At 63.6% G+C, this 18,287-nt stretch carries 18 protein-coding genes and 1 tRNA gene; 7 read left to right on the top strand and 12 right to left on the bottom strand.

Annotation, left to right across the window (positions count from 1 at the left end):
- Positions 1–112: 112 nt before the first annotated feature.
- Together V8V93_RS13160 and V8V93_RS13155 are read right to left on the bottom strand one after the other, a co-directional pair.
- Positions 113–1,018 carry a peptidoglycan DD-metalloendopeptidase family protein gene (locus V8V93_RS13160; protein WP_338667050.1) on the bottom strand — a complete coding sequence of 302 codons (906 nt, stop codon included), beginning with the start codon at positions 1,016–1,018 and terminating at the stop codon, positions 113–115.
- A gap of 62 nt (positions 1,019–1,080) precedes the next feature.
- Positions 1,081–1,830: a tRNA lysidine(34) synthetase gene (locus V8V93_RS13155; RefSeq protein ID WP_338667049.1), complete on the bottom strand. Its 750-nt coding sequence runs from the start codon at positions 1,828–1,830 to the stop codon at positions 1,081–1,083.
- Between the two features lie 166 nt (positions 1,831–1,996).
- Here V8V93_RS13155 and V8V93_RS13150 point away from each other — a divergent pair, with 166 nt between their 5' ends.
- The 4 genes from V8V93_RS13150 to moaC are packed head-to-tail and all read left to right on the top strand — an operon-like array spanning position 1,997 to position 5,201.
- A complete protein-coding gene (locus V8V93_RS13150; protein WP_338667048.1) occupies positions 1,997–3,334 on the top strand; it encodes a hypothetical protein in 1,338 nt (445 codons plus the stop codon).
- A gap of 33 nt (positions 3,335–3,367) precedes the next feature.
- Positions 3,368–3,595 carry a DNA-directed RNA polymerase subunit omega gene (gene rpoZ, locus V8V93_RS13145; RefSeq protein ID WP_338667047.1) on the top strand — a complete coding sequence of 76 codons (228 nt, stop codon included), beginning with the start codon at positions 3,368–3,370 and terminating at the stop codon, positions 3,593–3,595.
- 10 nt (positions 3,596–3,605) lie between these two features.
- Positions 3,606–4,718, top strand: coding sequence for a molecular chaperone DnaJ (gene dnaJ, locus V8V93_RS13140; RefSeq protein ID WP_338667046.1), 1,113 nt, complete (start codon positions 3,606–3,608; stop codon positions 4,716–4,718).
- 3 nt (positions 4,719–4,721) lie between these two features.
- Positions 4,722–5,201 carry a cyclic pyranopterin monophosphate synthase MoaC gene (gene moaC / locus V8V93_RS13135; RefSeq protein ID WP_338667045.1) on the top strand — a complete coding sequence of 160 codons (480 nt, stop codon included), beginning with the start codon at positions 4,722–4,724 and terminating at the stop codon, positions 5,199–5,201.
- 243 nt (positions 5,202–5,444) lie between these two features.
- Here moaC and hisF read toward each other — a convergent pair whose 3' ends face one another.
- The 5 genes from hisF to V8V93_RS13110 form a co-directional block, all read right to left on the bottom strand.
- A complete protein-coding gene (gene hisF, locus V8V93_RS13130; RefSeq protein ID WP_071543843.1) occupies positions 5,445–6,224 on the bottom strand; it encodes an imidazole glycerol phosphate synthase subunit HisF in 780 nt (259 codons plus the stop codon).
- Positions 6,214–6,855: an imidazole glycerol phosphate synthase subunit HisH gene (gene hisH / locus V8V93_RS13125; protein ID WP_338667044.1), complete on the bottom strand. Its 642-nt coding sequence runs from the start codon at positions 6,853–6,855 to the stop codon at positions 6,214–6,216. The genes hisF and hisH overlap by 11 nt, the downstream gene beginning before the upstream one ends.
- Before the next feature lie 155 nt (positions 6,856–7,010).
- Positions 7,011–7,790 carry a J domain-containing protein gene (locus V8V93_RS13120; RefSeq protein ID WP_338667043.1) on the bottom strand — a complete coding sequence of 260 codons (780 nt, stop codon included), beginning with the start codon at positions 7,788–7,790 and terminating at the stop codon, positions 7,011–7,013.
- A gap of 15 nt (positions 7,791–7,805) precedes the next feature.
- Positions 7,806–8,243: a YkgJ family cysteine cluster protein gene (locus tag V8V93_RS13115; RefSeq protein WP_338667042.1), complete on the bottom strand. Its 438-nt coding sequence runs from the start codon at positions 8,241–8,243 to the stop codon at positions 7,806–7,808.
- The gene (locus tag V8V93_RS13110) at positions 8,240–8,659 is read right to left on the bottom strand and encodes a CoA-binding protein (RefSeq protein ID WP_338667041.1); all 420 of its coding nucleotides are present in this window, start codon (positions 8,657–8,659) and stop codon (positions 8,240–8,242) included. The genes V8V93_RS13115 and V8V93_RS13110 overlap by 4 nt, the downstream gene beginning before the upstream one ends.
- Positions 8,660–8,743: 84 nt before the next feature.
- Here V8V93_RS13110 and V8V93_RS13105 point away from each other — a divergent pair, with 84 nt between their 5' ends.
- Both V8V93_RS13105 and V8V93_RS13100 read left to right on the top strand, forming a co-directional pair.
- The gene (locus V8V93_RS13105) at positions 8,744–9,967 is read left to right on the top strand and encodes a M24 family metallopeptidase (RefSeq protein WP_338667040.1); all 1,224 of its coding nucleotides are present in this window, start codon (positions 8,744–8,746) and stop codon (positions 9,965–9,967) included.
- A 91-nt stretch (positions 9,968–10,058) separates the two neighbouring features.
- A complete protein-coding gene (locus V8V93_RS13100) occupies positions 10,059–10,448 on the top strand; it encodes a hypothetical protein (RefSeq protein WP_338667039.1) in 390 nt (129 codons plus the stop codon).
- A gap of 51 nt (positions 10,449–10,499) precedes the next feature.
- Here the strand turns inward: V8V93_RS13100 and V8V93_RS13095 are convergent, their stop codons facing one another.
- Both V8V93_RS13095 and V8V93_RS13090 read right to left on the bottom strand, forming a co-directional pair.
- Complete coding sequence (locus V8V93_RS13095; protein ID WP_338667038.1) at positions 10,500–11,696, bottom strand: iron-containing alcohol dehydrogenase; 1,197 nt, start codon at positions 11,694–11,696, stop codon at positions 10,500–10,502.
- A gap of 27 nt (positions 11,697–11,723) precedes the next feature.
- A complete protein-coding gene (locus V8V93_RS13090; protein ID WP_338667037.1) occupies positions 11,724–13,556 on the bottom strand; it encodes a protein-disulfide reductase DsbD family protein in 1,833 nt (610 codons plus the stop codon).
- 98 nt (positions 13,557–13,654) lie between these two features.
- Here V8V93_RS13090 and V8V93_RS13085 point away from each other — a divergent pair.
- Positions 13,655–13,730: transfer RNA gene (locus tag V8V93_RS13085), tRNA-Lys, on the top strand.
- 243 nt (positions 13,731–13,973) lie between these two features.
- Here V8V93_RS13085 and mdoH read toward each other — a convergent pair.
- From mdoH to V8V93_RS13070, 3 genes are read right to left on the bottom strand one after another with little or no spacing between them, the layout of a single operon-like run.
- Entirely contained in the window at positions 13,974–16,076 is a 2,103-nt protein-coding gene (gene mdoH, locus V8V93_RS13080; protein ID WP_338667036.1) for a glucans biosynthesis glucosyltransferase MdoH, read from the bottom strand.
- A gap of 8 nt (positions 16,077–16,084) precedes the next feature.
- On the bottom strand, positions 16,085–16,456 hold the full coding sequence (locus tag V8V93_RS13075; RefSeq protein WP_338667035.1) for a hypothetical protein: 372 nt from the start codon (positions 16,454–16,456) through the stop codon (positions 16,085–16,087).
- Positions 16,440–18,041 carry a glucan biosynthesis protein gene (locus V8V93_RS13070; RefSeq protein ID WP_338667034.1) on the bottom strand — a complete coding sequence of 534 codons (1,602 nt, stop codon included), beginning with the start codon at positions 18,039–18,041 and terminating at the stop codon, positions 16,440–16,442. Before V8V93_RS13070 ends, V8V93_RS13075 begins: the two co-directional genes overlap by 17 nt.
- Positions 18,042–18,287: the final 246 nt, after the last annotated feature.

Below are 18,287 nucleotides of genomic sequence, written 5' to 3'. Positions count from 1 at the left end.
ATTGCAAAACCTGAACCAACGAGGCCGTCATCCGGCGCGTACCGAAAAAGACAGGCCCTTCTGGAACGTCGCATTCCAAAAGGGCCTGGAGTATTCACGGATCGGGGCCTGGTTAGTTGAGGATGTACCGCTTGGGGTTCACCGGTACGCCGTTCAGGCGGACCTCGTAGTGGAGGTGGGGGCCGGTGGAACGACCCGTATTGCCGACGTAGCCGATCAACTCGCCGCGGGTGACCTCCTGACCGCTCTTGATGGCGATGCGGTTGAGGTGCGCGAATCGGGTGGTCAGGCTGGCGTTGTGTTTCAGGCGGATGGAAAGGCCGTAGGAGCTGTCGCGTCCGGCAAAGGTTACGGAGCCTCGTGCCGGGGCGTATACCGGGGTGCCCCTGGGGGCGGAAATGTCGAGTCCCTTGTGGAATTCGCGCTTGCCGGTGAAGGGCGAGGTGCGCCAGGCGAAGCCGGAGGTCACCCAGCCGGACGTGGGCCAGATGGACGGGGTGGCTTCGAGGATGTTCTGGTTGGAACGCAGGGTGTGCATGATCTCCTGCTGACGGACCTCTTCGAGGCGCGCCTCCACGTTCAACTGGCGCAGGAACTCATGCATCTTGCGGGCGAGCAGTTCCTGGCGGTAGAGGGGCAGATACCCCTTGGAGAAATTTTCGTTGGCGGGCCCGCCCTTGGGGGCTGCGGCCTGGCTGCCGTCCTGGTCCAGGTTGATCATGACCCGCAGCTTGGAGTCGAAGTCGCGGATGCGGTTCAGATTGCCCTGCAGGGAGGTGATCTTCTGGGAGAGACTCAAAAGCTGGGTCTTCTGCTCCTGGACGGTCTTCTCCGCGATGTTCAGGCCCTGTTCGATGCGGGAGTGCTCGGCATACTTCTTCCAAAGGATGACGTTGCCCGCAGCCATGGACACGGTCATGAGGAAAAGGAATACGATAAACCAGCCTCGGAGCTGGAATTTCTTGCACGACCCCTGTTTGTCTTTGAAGACAACTATATGATATTTTCGGAAAAGCATTACCTTTCCAGGATGTTACAAGTTTGTTGGGCAGCCTGATGCGAGCTTTGAGTACTTTTAGTCTAGACTTTTTTGCTTGTCAAGTCGACTTGTTGCCGGGTTATGGCGTTGAAGATGTTGTTTTTTATACGTTTGTCCTTCCGCCACATGGTCCGCAGCCATTCGTGGATTTCGTCCCGCTTGGTGTAACCGTTTGACGGACAGACGTTTTCCCAGATGGGCAGCTCCCATTGGGAGGCCGCCTTGATGACCGTTTTCTTGTCCAGGAGCATGGTCGGCCGGATGACGTTGAGCTTGCCGCCGAAGAACGGCTCGTTGGCCGACAGTCCATCGGCCCGTCCGTTCTGGACTACGTTCATGAAGAAGGTGACCACGTTGTCGTCGGCGTTGTGTCCGAAGGCAAGGTGAGTCAGGTTGTAGTCGCGGCACAGTTCGAACAGCCTTTTTCTGCGCTGCATGGCGCACCAGAAGCACGGCGAGTTCTTGCGGTTCTCCTCCGTGTGGGCGCGGGGACCGAAGTCGGTCAGCTCGACGTGCGCGGCCAGCCCGTTGTCGGCGCACCATCGGACCAGCGGCTCATGGGAGGCGGGGTCGAAACCGGGGTTGACGTGCAGGGCCATGAGCTCCACCGGGAAGGGCATGATCGCCTGCCGGATGGTCATGACCTTGAGCATGAGAAAGCTGTCCACTCCGCCGGAGATGGCCAGGCCGATGCGGGCGCCCCTGGAGACCATTTCGGTCCGCTGCATGAGCTTTCCCGTGGCGGTGACGCACTTTTTCTGTGCAAAGGTGAGTTTGCCCCATGAGGCCATCTGTCTTTCTCCCGTTCTATTTGCTATGCAGGGCGGACCAGGTCAGGCAGATAGAGTATTCCTGCTTGACTTGCAAGCCCCTTTGGGGCAGCTTTACAAGCTTTCGCGTCATGGTCGGAATCGCCCGTTCGCGACCAAAACCAGGTTCCCCCGGAGGCTGCCTGTTTTGAGACGGCTATTGTTCCTTGTCCTCATCGTGCTCGCGGCCGCCCTGGCCGGTGGCGCGTACTGGTACCGAACCGGCATGGAAGAGCAGGTCGCGGCGTCCCGCTGGCTGTCACATTCCCTGGACAAGGTCAAGTCCGTGAGCGTCCAGGGGGACGGGGAGACGTACACCCTCGTCGCCGACGACAGGAATTGGGAGACGCGGGTTGCGGACGAGTCCTCGACCGTTTCGGCCGGTGCCTTGGGCGACAGGGTCAGGGATTACCTCAACCGGCTGTCGGACCTGGTCCCGCTGCTTTCCTTCCAGGGGAACGAGTCGGCCCTGCTCGAGGAACATGGCCTGGCCGACCCCGGGCTGATGCTCGTCGTCCAGTTCAAGGACGAGGGCATTGCGCCCCTGCGCATCCGGTTCTCCCAAGGCGAATCGGGCAAGACCTACGGCTGGAATTCGGAGACGCCGAACCGGGCGTATGAGTTCGGGGACGAGGTCTTCGGACAGGTTGCCCGGCCCGCCGTCCATTTCCTTGATACCAAGGTCTTTCGTTTCGACGAAGAGCAGGTCTATCAGGTGCAGCTCGTCCAGCCGTTCGGATCAAGCTGGCTGGTCAAGCGGGGGGCGAACGGGTTCACCTTTGTCCTGCCCGGCTATCTCAAGGACAAGGAGGCGTCCGGTTCCGAGTTGAAGCTCTATCTGCACGCCCTGGCCCTGCTGCGGGCGGGCAAGCTGATACTGGAGCCCGCGGAGCCGGAAAGGGGCATGGCGGCCCTGACCATCAAGGTCTGGGCCGGGAAGGACAAGGAGCCGTCCACGGTGGAGTTCTTCACCATCGAGGACGACCCCAAACATTATTTCGGCCGCTCTTCCTGGCTGACGGTGCCGTTCCTGCTCGATGCGGAGAGCGTCAGCCAACTGGTCAAGAGCGCCTTCGACGTCCAGGGGCGGAACGTGTTCACCCTGGACATCAGCCAGGTGGCCGTCATCGTCATCGTCAACGGGGACCGGCGGTACGTGGTCCGCCGCGAAAACACCGGCTGGCGCGTGGAAGGCGGGGAAAAAAACATCCCCGGCATTGACATGGCGCTCTGGCGATTTACTGAGTTACAGTTTGAGGCGTTGCCCCTGAACAACCTGGCCGCCACTGCTGTGGAGCTCATGCATTGCCGCCTGCTGGACGGCGAAGGGGACGAATTGAAGGCAGTGACCTTCTACGCGGACCCGAAACTGCCGCAGGGACAGTGTTGGATGAAGAACGGAGACGGAATGTATTATCCCGTCTCCTCACGGCTGCTCAAGGACCTGCAGGGCATGTTCCCCGGCGGTCCGGGAAAGACGGAATAACGACGCTTCAAACGAAGTCTCAAGGAGAATATCATGGCAAGGATCACCGTAGAAGATTGTCTGGCGAAAGTGAGCAATCGTTTTCTCATCACCCAGATGGCCATCAAGAGGGTCAAGCAGTACCGTGAAGGGTACGAGCCCCTGGTCGACACCAAGAACAAGGAAGTGGTCAACGCCCTGCGCGAGATCGCGGCCGGCAAGGTCGTCCCCGACACCTCCGACGACCTCCACCTTCATTCTTCCGCAACCGAGGATGCCTAAGTAATCGACCATGTCCAAACGTGATTATTATGAGATCCTGGAGGTGGAGCGAACCGCCACCCAGGACGAGATCAAGACGGCCTATCGACGGCTGGCCTTCAAGTATCATCCGGACCGCAACCAGGATGATCCCGACGCCGAGTCCAAGTTCAAGGAGGCCGCCGAGGCCTACGAGGTCTTGGGCAACAGCGAGAAGCGCCAGTCCTACGACCGGTTCGGCCACGACGGCGTGAACGGCAACGGATTTTCCGGTTTCTCCAGCAACGAGGACATATTCGGAGCCTTCAGCGACATCTTCGGCGAGGTCTTCGGCTTTTCCTCGGCCGGGCGATCCAACCGCCCCCGTGCCGGTTCCGACCTGCGCTACAACCTGGAGATATCCTTCAGGGATGCGGCCAAGGGCACCGAGGTGGGCATCAAGATCCCCGTGGAGACCTCCTGTGAAGCCTGCGGCGGCAGCGGGGCGGCCCCCGGTTCCTCGCCCCAGACCTGCCCCCAGTGCGGCGGGTCCGGCACCGTCCAGCAGTCCCAGGGCTTTTTCCGAATTTCCGCTACCTGCCCCCAGTGCCGGGGCGCGGGCAAGCTGATCACCGACCCCTGCGACACCTGCATGGGACGCGGCACGGTCATCAAGGACAAGGACCTCAACGTCCGCATTCCGGCGGGCGTGGACAACAATTCCCGCCTGCGCTTGCGCGGCGAGGGCGAAGCCGGCGTCAACGGCGGCCCTCCCGGCGACCTCTACGTGGTTATCCGGGTCGCCCCGGACGACACCTTCGAGCGCCAGGGGCAGAACCTGATCATCAGCCGCGAGATCTCCATGGTCGAGGCCGCCCTGGGGCACCGCATGGAGGTGCCCACTTTGGACGAGCCGGTCAACCTGGACATCCCGAGCGGCACCCAGTCCGGCGAGGTCTTCCGGCTGCGCGGCCTGGGCCTGCCCCATCTCGGCTCCAGCCAGAACGGCGACCTGCTTGTGGAAATCCGCGTGAAGACGCCGTCGAAGCTGAATAGCCGCCAGGAGGAACTCCTCAAGGAGTTCGCCGAGATCGAGGCCGGAAAACTCAAGAACCGGGCCAAGGGCTTCTTCAAGAAGGCCAAGGACAAGGTTATGGGAGAGTAGACGATGGCAGACGGCTTTTCGCACATGGACCAGGACGGCAACGCCCGGATGGTGGACGTCTCCGCCAAGAACGACACGAGCCGCACGGCCATTGTCCGGGGACTGGTCCGCCTGTCCGCGGAGACCATGCGCCTGCTCAAGGCGGACGCACTGCCCAAGGGCGACGTGTTGACCACGGCCAAGATCGCGGGCATCCAGGCCGCCAAGCGGACCAGCGACCTGATCCCCATGTGCCACCCCCTGCCCATCAGCTACATCGACGTGCGCTTCACCGTGCACGACGCCGACTCGACCATCGAGCTGGAATGCGAGGTGCGCACCACCTACAAGACCGGCGTGGAGATGGAGGCCCTGATCGGCTGCCAGGTGGCGGCCGCGACCATCTACGACATGTGCAAGGCGGTCCAGAAGGACATCGTCATCGACGCCTGCCGTCTGGTCTTCAAGTCCGGCGGCAAGAGCGGTACTTTCACCGCTGAATAAAAGCGGTTTGTGATGGCGGGCCATCCGCACATTTTTCCCGTCCGGGACAACCGCAGCGTAGCCGTCTACGTGAGGATTGCCCCGGGCGGGAGAAAATGCACGGCTGACCCACTCTCCCAAGCCTATCCCGTAACCAAGAGCCGTTGTCGGGTGTTGGTGACACCCGATTCGCTCCGGGAAGAGATAGCAAAAGCCCCGCCGGATCATCCGGCGGGGCTTTTTTTATCCTATGCGGCAGTCTGGCTACCAGACCATTCTTGTCTGGACGCCGTGCTCGGACATGTACTTCTTGAGTTCCGGGATGGTGTATTCGCCGTAGTGGACGATGGAGGCGATGAGCGCGGCCGTGGCCTTACCCTCGGTCACGGCGTCGACCATGTGCTGGGGGTTGCCCGCCCCGCCGGAAGCGATGACCGGGATGGTCACGGCCTCGGCCACCAGCCGGGTCAGCTCCAGGTCGTAGCCGTTCTTGACGCCGTCCGCGTCGATGGAGTTCAGGCAGATTTCGCCTGCGCCGAGCGCTTCGCCGGTCTTGGCCCACTCGATGGCGTCCATGCCCATGTACTTGCGGCCGCCGTGGATGACGATCTCGAATCCCGAGGGGATGTCCTCGCTCACGGGCACGCGCTTGACGTCCATGCCGAGCACCACGCACTGGGAGCCGAAACGGGCCGCCCCTTCGCTGATGATGTCGGGATTCTTGACCGCGCCGGAGTTGACCGAGACCTTTTCCGCGCCCGCCACGAGCACGTCGCGCATGTCGTCCACGGTGTTGATGCCACCGCCCACGGAGAACGGAATGAATATCTGGGAGGCCACCTTTTCGACCACGTCGAGGAAGATGCCGCGCGCCTCGTGGGAGGCGGTGATGTCGTAGAAGACGATCTCGTCCGCGCCTTCCTCGTAGTATTTCCTGGCGGACTCGACCGGATCGCCGATGTCCACGTTGCCTTCGAACTTGATGCCCTTGGTCAGACGGCCGTTGCGCACGTCGAGGCAGGGAATGACGCGTTTACTCAGCATCATCGGCCTCCTGGCAGTAGTTGTAGAAGTTCCGGAGCATCTTCAGGCCGGGGCGTCCGCTTTTTTCCGGGTGGAACTGGACGGCCCACAGCCCCTTGCGGCCGTGCACCGAGCAGAAGTCGATGCCGTAGCGCGTGGTGCCGATGACGAATTCCTCCTTGGGAGCGGGGTAGTAGCTGTGCACAAAGTAGAAGTCCGCGTCCGGGTCGATGCCCTCGAAGAGTTCGCACTCCTTGAGCAGTTCCACCTGGTTCCAGCCCATGTGCGGCACCCGGATCTGGATATCCTCGTAGTCCACCCAGGAAGGGTTGAACAGGCGGCATTCGCCGGGGATCACTTCCAGGGCCTTGGTGTCGTTTTCTTCGGAATAGTCCAGGAGAATCTGGCAGCCCACGCAGATGCCGAGCACCGGCTTCTTCTGCCAGATGAGCTTCTTGATGACCTCGTCGAGGCCGCCGGATTCGAGTTCTTCCATGGCCTGGCCTGCGGCGCCGACGCCGGGGAAGATGATTCCCTTGGCCCTGTCCAGTTTTTCGGGGTCGTTGGTGATCTCGTTCGGGATGCCCAGATGCTCCAGCGCCCGGTGGACACTGGTCTGGTTTCCCGCCTTGTAGTCGAAAATGGCGAGCATGGGTTCCTCCACTTGAAACTCGGTATGATACAGCGACTAGTAAAATTACCGGGGGAAAACAAGGCTTTTATTTAGACGGCAAAAATGTATGCCAGGATTGGCAAATGTTCGTCGAGTCAGGGGCTTGAGGAAGGAGATTTCGACGTGTGCAAGGCTTATTTTCCGAGGATGCGCAGCAGCAGGTCCCCCTTGAACGGGCCGAGCTTGCGGCCCAGTCCCTTGAGCCTGATGGGCCGGCCGACCACGAAGTCCCGCGGCAGGGTGACCTCGATGGTCTTGGACCCCTTGGTGAAGGGGTGCTCCACGGTGATGCGGACCTTGCGCCCCGGCAGGAGATGGGAGGCCGGGTAGTAGACGGTCTGCTCGAAGTCCATCTGGCCCTTGAGCCATCCCTTGATGCCCTTGGAGAAGTCCAGGTTCAGGGTGCGCTCCCCCCAGTGCAGTTGCAGGCTGCGCTTCCTGAGTTCGAGCGGGCCCTTGTACCCTGGCTTGTCCTTGCGGATCTGCGAGTAGATGTCCTCGAAGACCTTCTTGGCGAAGGGGTCGTTGAGGATGGTCCGCAGAACCTCCTCTTCCTTGTAGTAGTACTTCTGGGTCTTGGACCGGGTGGAGCGTTCACGCTTCTTTTTCTCGGGCTTGGGCGGAGGCGTCCTGCGCTGTTGGCGGGCGTACGCCCGGGCTCCCTGTTCGCGACTCGCCTGGGGCCCCTTGGGCTCGGCGTCGGAGGATGCGGACGCGGCGGGGCCGCTCGTCTCCATGAGCTTCTTGGCCGTGACGTAGGCCTCGTTGACCACGCGGAACCTTTCCGCGGCGTGGGGACCGGGGTTCAGGTCCGGGTGGTACTTGAAGGCCAGCTTGCGGAAAGCGGACTTGACCTCGTCCAGGGTTGCCCCGGGGGTGAGCTTGAGCTCTCTGAGGCACTCCTGGAGATTCATCGGCTTTGTCCTTGGTTACTCGTCGGAAATCAATGCGTTGGGAGACGAGTCGGGATCATAGCGCAAAAGGTCGTGCTCACGCAAATAGGCGCGGCCCTGGCGGACGAACTCCGCGTGCCCGGCCTTGGGGTTCACGCCCGGACAGTACTCCTGGATCATCTCCCAACTGGTCTCGTCGATGAGATTGCCCCGGAAATAGGGCCAGGCGCGGCAGATGTCGGGCCGGCCGGGGTGCACGCCGCAGCCTTCCCGGAAGAAGACGCAGTAGTTGTCGTCGCCCACGTTGAGCTGGATCTTGCCGCCGCGCACGTGGGCGTAGCGGGCGACCAGTTCGTCTTCGGTGATGTTCAGGAACGCGGCCAGCCGTTCGCGGTCCTTGGCGGTCATGACGATGCCGCCCTCACCCTGGCAGCAGTGGCCGCACATGCGGCATTCGAAGGCGACTTCGGTCATCGGCGAATCCCCATGGCCTGCATCTCGACCTTGGTGCAGCGATCCTCGACCACCGTGATACCGCTTTCGGCCAGGATTTCGCTGGCCTCGGGGCTGGTGATGCCGGACTGCATCCAGAAGATTTTGGGCAGCGGGTCCATGGCCAGGACCTCGCGGGCGTGTTCCGGGCAGAACTGCGGGGCCCGGAACACGTCGACCAGGTCCACGGCGACCGGGACTTGTACCAACGAGGGATAGGTGGGCAGCCCCCAGACGTCGGTCCGTTTGGGGTGGACCGGGATGACGGTGAAGCCCATGTCGATGAGGGCGCGGCCGACCATGTCCACGGGGCGGCCCGGCTTGTCCACGGCGCCGACCACGGCGATGGTCTTGACCTCGCGCAGCAGGGGCGCTAGCTCTTTCATGTCGATCAGCATTGCTCGATACCTCGTTGATTGAGAAGGCCGTTGTACAGCAAAGCCTTCCGATTGCCTAGTCGATATATCCTTGAAGGAGCCCCCATGTTCGAAGCCATCGCCCGCATCCCCCAAGAGGAACTCAAGCGCCGCCAGGACTCCGTCCGGCACCATCTTCAGGCCATCGCCCCGGAGGCAGGCGGCATCCTCGTCTTCTCCCGGCTGAACATCTATTACCTGACCGGCACTTACGGCCAGGGCGTGCTCTGGCTGCCGCTCGACAGGGAGCCCGTGCTGCTCATCCGCAAGGGCGTCAACCGGGCCCGGCTGGAGGCGGGGATAGAGCATATCCTGCCGTTCAAATCCTACTCCGAACTGCCGGGCCTGTGCGCGGACGCGGGTAGCCCCTTCACTCCAACCCTGGCCGCGGTCATGGCCGGGCTGACCTGGCAGCTCGGGACCATGCTGGCGGCCAAGCTCAAGGATTACGCCATCGTGCCCGGCGACCACGCCGTGGCCCTGGCCAAGATGGTCAAGTCCGAGTACGAGCTCGATATCTTGCGCCGCTGCGGCGAGAAGCACCACCGCTGCCTGCACGACATCCTGCCGACCATGATCCACCCCGGTATGACCGAGCGCGAGATCGCCCACAAGGCGTGGGAGGTCTTTTTCAGCGAAGGGCACATGGGCATCCTGCGCATGCAGGCCCACGACGAGGAGGCCTTCCTCGGCCATGTGTCGGCCGGGGATTCCGGAAACTATCCCAGTGGGTTCAACGGCCCCCTCGGGCTGCGCGGCGAGCATCCGGCTTCGGCGTTGATGGGTAATGTACATAAGATATGGGACCTGGGCGAGCCGCTCATGCTCGACATCGGGTTCCAGCTCGAGGGCTACCACACGGACAAGACCCAGGCTTATTTCGCCGGATCGAAGTCATCCATGCCCGACGACGTCCGCCGCGCCCAGGACTTCTGCATCGGATTGCAGGAGTGGATGTGCGCCGCGGCCAAACCGGGCGTAACCCCGGAGGAGCTGTACCTGCACTGCCTGGACGAGGCCGAGCGGCAGGGCTACGCCGACGGCTTCATGGGCCTGGACGAGAACCAGGTCCCGTTCGTGGGCCACGGCATCGGCCTGACCATCGACGAGTTCCCGCCCATTGCCAAGGGCTTCACCCGGCCGCTCGAAAAGGGCATGGTCCTCGCCTTCGAGCCCAAGCAGGGAATCCGCGGCGTGGCCATGGTCGGCGTGGAAAACACCTTCGAGGTCACGGCCGACGGCTGCCGCTGCATTTCGGGCGATAAATACGACATGGTCCCGGTCGAATAGCGGCTATCATTGGACTGTTCCCCCGGCCTGCTGTAGACTGAAGGCGCACGGTGCTATCCGTGCCCGGATGTCCGCAACCGATGAGGGAACCATGGCCTATTCGCAGATTTTCACGATCAAGGAAGGGTATCTTCTGTGCATCACCGACGGTGATGTCTCCGACGCCGAGACGTTTATCGAATGGGGATTGAAGCTGGTGGCCAAGGCCCGCGAAGCCCGCCGGGCGCGGGTGCTCGTGGACAACCGGACCTTTCTCCTGAATCTTTCGCCTCTGGACGTCATCACCTTCGCCAACTTCATGGAGGACAAGGGCGCGGCCAAGCTCGGCCTGCGCATGGCCGTCCTGTCCAATCCCCACAACCCGGAAACCAGCCGCCTGGTGGAAACCGCCCTGGTCAACCGCTCCGCCTCCTACAAGAGCTTCCGCAACCAGGAGGAGGCCAAGGACTGGCTCCTCCGCGAGCCGTCCGTGCCGGAATGAGAAAGGCTCCCTATAGGGAGCCTTTCTTGTTTGAACGGTATGAGGACCGGCCTACGAGTAGGCGGCCTCGTAGATGGCGACAACGTCCTCTTTGGTCATGTCCACCGGGGTGACGTCAAAGAGCGCGCCCATGGTGGACAGGGCGTTTTCAGCAAGTAGCGGAATCTCCTCGCGCGTCACGCCGTAGTCCGACAGTCTTTCGTCGGACAGGCCGACTTCGGAGATGAGCGTGTCCAGAGCGTCCAGGAAGGCCACGCCGGCCACTTCCTCCTCCAGGTCCTCGGCCAGGGTGTCGCCCATGGCCAGGGCAAGATCGGCGAGCCGCTTCTCGCCGCGCGCGGCCAGGAATCCGAAGTACGCCTTGGACAGGAGCACCAGCCCGGCCCCGTGGGGCAGGTTGGGATGGAAGGCGGACAGGGCGTGTTCCAGGGAGTGTTGGGAGATGCATGAGGAATAGGTCTCGCACAGCCCGGCCGCGGTGCAGGCCCAGGCCATGACGGTCCGCGCCTCCAGGTTGCCGCCTTCGGACACGGCCTGGGGCAGGGTATGGCTGATGAGGTGCACGGCCTCCAGGGCGAGCGCGTCGCTGGCGGGCTGGCGGCAGGTGGCCAGGTACGCCTCGGTGGCGTGGAAAAAGGCGTCCATGCCGGTGTAGGCGGTCTGCCTGGGCGGCACGGAGAGCATCAGTTTGGGGTCCACGACGGACAGGGCCGGGAAGGTCCCGTCATAGCCCCAGCCGAGCTTTTCGCGCGCGTCGGTGCCGGATTTGGTGATGACCGTCCACGGGTCGGCCTCGGTGCCGGTGCCCGCCGTGGTCGGGATGGCCACGATGGGCAGGGGGTCGTTCTCCGGGGTCTGGCCGCCGCCGGAGCCGGACTGCATGTAGTCCCAGTACCTGCCCGTATTGGTGGCCATGGTGGCGATGGCCTTGGCCGAGTCGATGGTCGACCCGCCGCCCAGGCCGACCACGAAGTTGACGCCCCTGTCGCGGCAGATGGCCGCGGCTTCGTCCACGGCGTCGGACTCGGGGTTGGGCTTGATGCGGTCGTAGACGATGGTCTGGACGTCCTGCTTGGAGAGCTGGGACTGGACGCGGGCCAGGTAGCCCTGGTCGATCATCACGCCGGACTCGCCGATGACGATCATGGCCTTGCTGCCGCGCGGCAGGTGCGGGGTGTCGCCCAGCTGGTCGAGGCTGTCGGGGCCGAAGATGATGCGGGTAGGCATGTAGTATTGGAAATTGAGCACGGAACGTCTCCTCGTTTTTTCGATTACCTAAAGGGATTTCAGCAACTTTTCAAGCTGATCGGCGGTGTACAGGTCGCGGATGACCACCGGGGTCTTCCGTCCACCTGTGCGGAACACGGCGGCGGTGGGCAGGCTGCGGCTGCCCAGGGCGGCCAGCAGGGCTTCGGATTCGGGGTCGCGCACGGTCATATCCACCTTGATGAAGCGGACGTTGTAGCGCGCCTTCCAGGCGGCCACGTTCTCCCTGGTCAGGACCGTGGCTTCGAGCACCTTGCAGGTAGGGCACCAGTCGGCGGTGAAGTCCAGGAGGATGTTTTCGTTGCCCAGGTCGCGGTTCAGGGCGGCCGGTTCGAAATGTTCCCACGGGTCGGCCTCCGCCTGCATGGGCAGGGTCCAGTAAACGGTGGCGGCCAGGAGCACGAGCATGCCGACGCGCAGGATGAGCTGGGTGCCCTGACCGGCCGTCCGTGAGCGGACCCACAGCCAGCCGCCGAACAGGACGACCCACAGCGGGGCCAGAATGCGCAGGCTCGGGCCGCCGATGGCGATGCCCACCAGGTAGAAGGCCGTGCCGAGCAGGAAGAAGGCGATGCCCTTTTCCACGTATTCGATCCACGGCCCGGACCGTGGCAGGAAGCGCGACAGGCCGGGGCTGATGATCATCAGGATGTAGGGCGAGGCCATGCCCAGCCCGATGGAGATGAAGACCGTGGCGATGACCACCGGTCCCTGGATGAGCGCCCAGCCGAGCACGCCGCCCAGGAACGGGCCGCTGCACGGGGTGGCCAGCAGGGTGGTCAGCATGCCGGTGAAGAACGCCTGCTTGCGCGGATCCTTGTTCCCGACCCCGAACTTGAGGTCGATGACCGGCAGGTGGAACAGGCCGAACAGGCTCAAGGCCAGCGCGCCCATGACCGCGGCCATGGCGAGGACCAGCCAGCGGTTCTGGAAGAGGGCGCCCCAGGCCGAACCCGTGGCGCCCAGGACCACTGCCAGGAACAGGAAGAAGGTCAGCACCCCGAGCACGAAGAAGACGTTGTGCTCCCGGAAGGCTCGGATACGCGCATGGGGGTCGCTGTTGGTCCCGGCCCCGAGCAGGGACGAGAGCTTCAGGCTGACCACGGGCAGGACGCACGGCATCACGTTGAGGATGAGCCCGGCCAGGAGCCCCATGAGGATGGCCGAGAGCAGGCCGCCGACCTCGAGCCCCGGCTGGAAATAAGTGGGGGTGAACCGCCAGTCCACGATGGCCGCCCCCGTGCCGGTCTCCTCCGGGACAATCTCGGCCTGGTTCCTGCCGTGGGTCATGTGCTGAAACTCGTCCCACCACGGCTGGGAGCTCGCGGGCGGCAGGGCCGCCGTGTCGAGCCCGGCCTTGCCGAAGGATTGCTCCACGCGCGCCGGGACGCACCTGGTCGGGTGGCACAGGAGCAGATCCATGGAGAGGCTCGCCGGAAAGGGGGCGGCCAGGCCGTCGGGCACCAGGACGAACAGCTTGGTCCCGTCGAGATAGGCGTGCACGGTCAGGGTCGGGTCATAGCTGTCCGGTTTCTCCTTGCCCTTGGGGTAGAACACGGCCAGCGCGGTCCCGTCGGCCGCCGTGGCGGTCAGCCGCGTGGGCTTGCCCGTGTCGCCGGGGACGTTGGAATAGGTGTACCAATCCTCGTCGATATGCAGCGTCAGGGCCAGCAGGGCGCCGCCGGGCGAACCCGGCCATATGGCGTCCGGATCCACCGAAAAGGCGGCCACCGAGGTCTTCATGGCCAGGGAAGACGGCTGCACCAGGGCGTTTGCGCCCCGTGCGGGCAGGAGCAGGAGGGCACTCAGGAGCAGGGCGAAAAACAGCTTGTTTATGGGCATTTAGGTCCTATGTGAAAAAAGTGAAAATTTGTGGTTGACTTTTCCGGGTCCGACTTATAGTTATCTCTCCGTCGTGACGAACAACGGCACGGCCGAGTGGGTCACTAGCTCAATTGGCAGAGCAGCGGACTCTTAATCCGGAGGTTCAAGGTTCGATTCCTTGGTGACCCACCACTCGAAAAACACACCCCGTCAGCAATGGCGGGGTTTTTTTCGTTGTGGGCTTTTTCCAAAGGCGATTCGGTGGTTATTGCCATCGGTATTCTCGTCGTTTTGTCAGGGGTTGAACGTCGCCGGTTCCGCGCCGTTCATGGCGCAGACGGGCTTTCCGGCGCAGGACCCATCTTACCTCACCCCGGCGTCAGGTCAATGGGATGATACCTGACCGGAAGACGGCCCAAACGGTTCCCGGCGGAATTATCCCCGGGCCTGTTTCAGCCACGCCTTGCGTACGGCGTCGCCGTCGGCGGTCCAGGCGCGGGTGTGGGCCTCCAGGAGGGCGTCCGGGGCGCGCAGCAGGCATTGCTTTTCGCCCGCGGACAGCGTCTTGGGGCCGCCCTCCAGCAATTTCTCCACCAATCGCGCATTGCGGGCGCGGGCGATCTCGCCGGGATTGCGCTTGTGGCGCAGGAGCAGAGCGCGGCGCAGCCCGTTGAGGCCGGGGTCGAGCAGGGCGCGCAGGAAGCCCGCTTCGCGCGGCAGGCCGAGCGGCACGGGCGCATCCTCCATCTCGGCGGTGAAGTGGGTCACGTCCGTGATCTCCCGGTCCGGGGAGGTCTCTTCCGGGATGAGCAGCAGCCTCTTCCTGCGCAGCCAGCGGCCGGGGCCGTCGTGGCTGGTCAGGACCGACAGGGGCATGGAAAAGACGATGGGCAGGACGATGGGCGCGATCCACCAGAAGAAGCGCGGGGCATAGAGCCAGACCACCCCGCCCCAGAGCAGCCCGAACAGCGCGCCGCCGCCGTGGAAACGCAGGGCCTCGCCCCAGGTGGTCGGCCGGTCGTCCCGCTGCTGCGAGCCCCAGCCGATCTTGCGTCCAAGCAGGGTGATGCACACGAATTTGCTGTGGAAGAGCATTCGAATGGGGGCCAGCAAGGCGGAGAAGGCGACTTCCAGGACGATGCTGCCCAGCAGCCGCAGCGGGCCCCCGAACAGCCTGGAGCGGCGTGTCTTGAAGAGGATCAGGAGATAGCTCAGGATCTTGGGAAAGAACAGGAGCACGCCCGTGGTGGCCAGCAGGACCAGGGCCCAGAGTGGCTGCCACACCGGCCAGGTCGGGAACAGGGAGCGCGTGGCCGTGAAATAGTTCGGTCCGACCAAGGCCTGGATCACGGCCTCGATCGAGGAGAGCATCAGGAACAGGAACCACAGCAGGGCCGAGGCGTAACTCATGGCTCCGTTGAGGAAGAGCACCCGGTGGGCCGGGAAGAGTCCTTCCGTGAACAGCAGGCGGAGGTGTTGCAGGTTCCCCTGGCACCAGCGCCGGTCCCGCTTCAGTTCAGAGAGCAGGTTGGGCGGGCACTCTTCCCAGCTGCCGGTCAGGTCGAAGGCCAGCCAGACTTCCCATCCGGCGCGGCGCATGAGCGCGGCCTCCACAAAGTCGTGGCTGAGGATGTCGCCGCCCAGCGGCGGCTTGCCCGACAGCCGGGGCAGGCCGCAGTGGCGCATGAACGGTTCTACGCGGATGAGTGCATTGTGCCCCCAGTACTGAGCGTCGCCCAGCTGCCAGAAATGCAGCCCGGCCGCGAACATGGGCCCGTAGGCGCGGTTGGCGAACTGTTGCAGCCGCCCGAGCAGGGTGTCCCGGCCAAAGCAGGCGGGCGCGGTCTGCAGGATGCCGATCCGGGGCCGCCGCTCCATGATGTGGACCATGTCGTTCAGGGTGTCGCCGCGCATGACGCTGTCCGCGTCAAACACGGCCATGTATTTGTACTCCCGGCCGTGTCGGCGGCAGAAGTCGGCCACATTGCCGCTCTTGCGTTTTAAATTCACCTTTCTGTTGCGGTAGAAGATACGCCCTTGCGCGTCCAGCTCCTCCACCAGCGCGGCCCATGCGGCCTCCTCCTCCATCCATTTGTCCGCCCCGCCGGAATCGCTCAGGATATGGATGTCGAATTGGTCCGCGCCCGGCGTCCGTTGCAGGGAAAGGTACGTGGTCTTGACCCCGGCCATGACCCTGGGGGTATCCTCGTTGCAGATGGGAAAGAGCACGGCCGTGCGGGGGGGCGGTCCCGGTTCCAGCGGTTCGGACAGGGCGTGGCCGACCGCGAACCGGTCGTAACGGCGCATGATCGTGAACCAGCCCATGATGGCCGTCCAGAAGCCCACGGATATCCATGCGAACAGGATGGAGTAGACGATGATGATGGCCAGCTCCAGTGGGGTGGAGCCTTTTTCGGGCAGGACCGAGCCCACATAGGCGCTGGCTAAGGCTGACGGGATGAGGATGAGCAGGGTCAGGACCAGACGTCGTTTTCCGATGGAGAAGTGCAGGCGGGAGTCCCGCGGATCGCGTTGCATCGTGGGCCTCACTGGAAAATGTTCAGCAGGAGCGTCAGGGCCAGCAGGAGCCCGAGCACGGCCAGCCAGCCCCATTGGGCCAGGAAGCCGCTCAGGCCGGAGCGCGGGCGGCCCAGGTACTGGCAGGGCATGTGGCTGCGGTCGATGCACGGATGGTCCGGCGGGAACGTTTCGGGGCCATGGGCGGGTAGCCGGGCAAGCAGTGCGTCCAGGGCCTGTTCGGGAGCGGCCCCGGCGGGCAGCCCCCGCAGGGTCGAAAGGACCAGCTCCAACCGCTCCTCCGTGGGCATGGAGAGCTGTTCCGCGTACGCCAGCAGGCAACGTGCGGCCCGCTCGCGCGAGCTTGCCGCGTCCGTTACGTGATCAGGGACGGTAGGCATAGTTCCAGGTTTCCGTCAGGGTGGTGTCGTTGATCTTGAGGAACGCGCGCAGGTCCACGGGCGGTTTGCGTTTGGGCAGGACTTTTTCCAGGGCCGAGGGGGCCTGGTCGGGCCGGACCACAAAGGAAAGCCGCCAGCCGCCGGTGTGCTCGTTCTTCTCCACGTGCTGCTCGGACACGACCGCGCCCGCGCCGCAGGTGACCACGCCCTCCACCTTGGAGGGCGGGAGCAGGAGGTTCAAGGCCTTGCTCCGGAAATCGACGACGAAGCGCTGCCCGCCGTCCCCAGCGTCACCGGCCCGGGTGGACTCCACGTAGCCGAGCGGCGGGTGGGTGAATCCGCCGTTGTACCACAGCAATTTGTACTCGTACGTCTGCGGTACGCCCACGGGCAGGGCGTCCCTGGGACACCAGAAAGCCACGATGTTGTCGTGGATGTCCTGGTCGGTGGGGATGTTGATCAGCTCCACGTGGCCGTACCCCCAGTCGCCCACGGGTTCCACCCAGAGGGTCGGGCGGCGCTCGTAGGCGGCTTCGAGGTCCTGGTAGTGGTTGAATTCACGGTCCCGCTGGATGAGGCCGAAACCGCGCACGTTGTCCGCCTGGAAGGCGTTGATGTCCAGGTTCTCGGGATTGTCCAGGGGCCGCCAGAACCATTCGCCCGAGTCGTTCTTGATGAGCAGCCCGTCGGAGTCGTGCACCTCGGGACGGAAATCCCGAACCTTGCGTTCGTCGGTGTTCTCGCCGAACAGGAACATGCTGGTCAGCGGGGCGATGCCGATCTTGGTTACCGGCATGCGCAGGAACAGGGTCGCGGTGACGTCCATGGTGGTGGTCTTGCCGTCCTGGATGACGAAGGTGTAGGCACCGGTCAGACTCTTGCTGTCGAGAAGGGCGTGCACGGTCAGGCTGGTGCTTTTTCTGGTCGGCTTTTCGATCCAGAATTCCTTGAAATAGGGGAACTCCTCGCCGTCGGGCAGGGCCGTGTTCACGGCCAGGCCCCGTGCCGACAAGCCGTAGACCTGATTGCTGGCCACGGCCCGGAAGTAACTCGCGCCCAGGAACGAGGCGATTTCATGAAAGTGTTTCGAGGCGTTGCCCGGACCGCCGATACGGAATCCGGCAAATCCGAACGGGGACGGGACCTGTTCCGGCAGGGTGTGGTTGTTGCCGTAGTCGAACATTGCCCGGTCGAAGGGGACCGGTTCGGCCACGCCCTTGTCCACGACATTGACGGCCACCAGCCGGTCGTAGAGCAGGCCGGGATGGAAGAACTCCACCTGGAAGGGCAGCCTCTCCTTCTTCCACAGGGCCTTCTCCGGGCGGAAGGTGATGTCGTGCCAGGCCTCGAAGCCGAGGTCCAGCAGGGCTTGGGGCACCTCGCCCTGCGCCGGGTTGAACGGGGCCTCGCTCAATAGCCGGGCCTTGTCTACCACCGCCTGGCGGCTGAATCCCTCGGGCTCCCCGGCGCTGGCCGGTTCCGCGAGCAGTGTTCCCGGCAGGGCCTGGACGAGCAGGACCAGGACCGGGAGCAGGAGGCGTATGCGCCGGAGCGCCCGCTTCGGCGAACGTATGATATGTGACATGGTTGTTGGTGCGTTTTCTCTTTTTGATTGTTTCCGGCCCGAGCAGTAACGGTGCCGCAAGGAAAAAGACAGTACGCGATGCCAATTGTATTATCAATTTTGAAGCGGCCTTTTGCACAAGGTACTTTTTTTCTGAATATTCAATGTGTTGCCAGCGGATGTGGCAAAAAGTGAATTGAACCGGCAAAGCTTGCGGGAGAAAATTGATAGATGGTCTCTATGTTGCCGGCAAAAGGGCTCCCGGAG

Source organism: Pseudodesulfovibrio sp. 5S69, from assembly GCF_037094465.1.
GTDB classification, from domain to species: domain Bacteria; phylum Desulfobacterota; class Desulfovibrionia; order Desulfovibrionales; family Desulfovibrionaceae; genus Pseudodesulfovibrio; species Pseudodesulfovibrio methanolicus.
The sequence above is the reverse complement of the archived record's forward strand: the minus strand, read 5'-3'. Positions and strand labels throughout refer to the sequence as shown.

Excerpts from the sequence above, each read along its gene's own strand:
- dnaJ (WP_338667046.1), top strand. The coding sequence starts at position 3,606 with ATGTCCAAACGTGATTATTATGAGATCCTGGAGGTGGAGCGAACCGCC.
- V8V93_RS13075 (WP_338667035.1), bottom strand. The coding sequence starts at position 16,456 with ATGCCTACCGTCCCTGATCACGTAACGGACGCGGCAAGCTCGCGCGAG.
- mdoH (WP_338667036.1), bottom strand. The coding sequence starts at position 16,076 with ATGCAACGCGATCCGCGGGACTCCCGCCTGCACTTCTCCATCGGAAAA.
- V8V93_RS13115 (WP_338667042.1), bottom strand. The coding sequence starts at position 8,243 with ATGACCGAAGTCGCCTTCGAATGCCGCATGTGCGGCCACTGCTGCCAG.
- rpoZ (WP_338667047.1), top strand. The coding sequence starts at position 3,368 with ATGGCAAGGATCACCGTAGAAGATTGTCTGGCGAAAGTGAGCAATCGT.
- hisF (WP_071543843.1), bottom strand. The coding sequence starts at position 6,224 with ATGCTGAGTAAACGCGTCATTCCCTGCCTCGACGTGCGCAACGGCCGT.
- moaC (WP_338667045.1), top strand. The coding sequence starts at position 4,722 with ATGGCAGACGGCTTTTCGCACATGGACCAGGACGGCAACGCCCGGATG.
- V8V93_RS13090 (WP_338667037.1), bottom strand. The coding sequence starts at position 13,556 with ATGCCCATAAACAAGCTGTTTTTCGCCCTGCTCCTGAGTGCCCTCCTG.
- V8V93_RS13110 (WP_338667041.1), bottom strand. The coding sequence starts at position 8,659 with ATGCTGATCGACATGAAAGAGCTAGCGCCCCTGCTGCGCGAGGTCAAG.
- hisH (WP_338667044.1), bottom strand. The coding sequence starts at position 6,855 with ATGCTCGCCATTTTCGACTACAAGGCGGGAAACCAGACCAGTGTCCAC.
- V8V93_RS13160 (WP_338667050.1), bottom strand. The coding sequence starts at position 1,018 with ATGCTTTTCCGAAAATATCATATAGTTGTCTTCAAAGACAAACAGGGG.
- V8V93_RS13120 (WP_338667043.1), bottom strand. The coding sequence starts at position 7,790 with ATGAATCTCCAGGAGTGCCTCAGAGAGCTCAAGCTCACCCCCGGGGCA.
- V8V93_RS13100 (WP_338667039.1), top strand. The coding sequence starts at position 10,059 with ATGGCCTATTCGCAGATTTTCACGATCAAGGAAGGGTATCTTCTGTGC.
- V8V93_RS13070 (WP_338667034.1), bottom strand. The coding sequence starts at position 18,041 with ATGTCACATATCATACGTTCGCCGAAGCGGGCGCTCCGGCGCATACGC.
- V8V93_RS13155 (WP_338667049.1), bottom strand. The coding sequence starts at position 1,830 with ATGGCCTCATGGGGCAAACTCACCTTTGCACAGAAAAAGTGCGTCACC.
- V8V93_RS13105 (WP_338667040.1), top strand. The coding sequence starts at position 8,744 with ATGTTCGAAGCCATCGCCCGCATCCCCCAAGAGGAACTCAAGCGCCGC.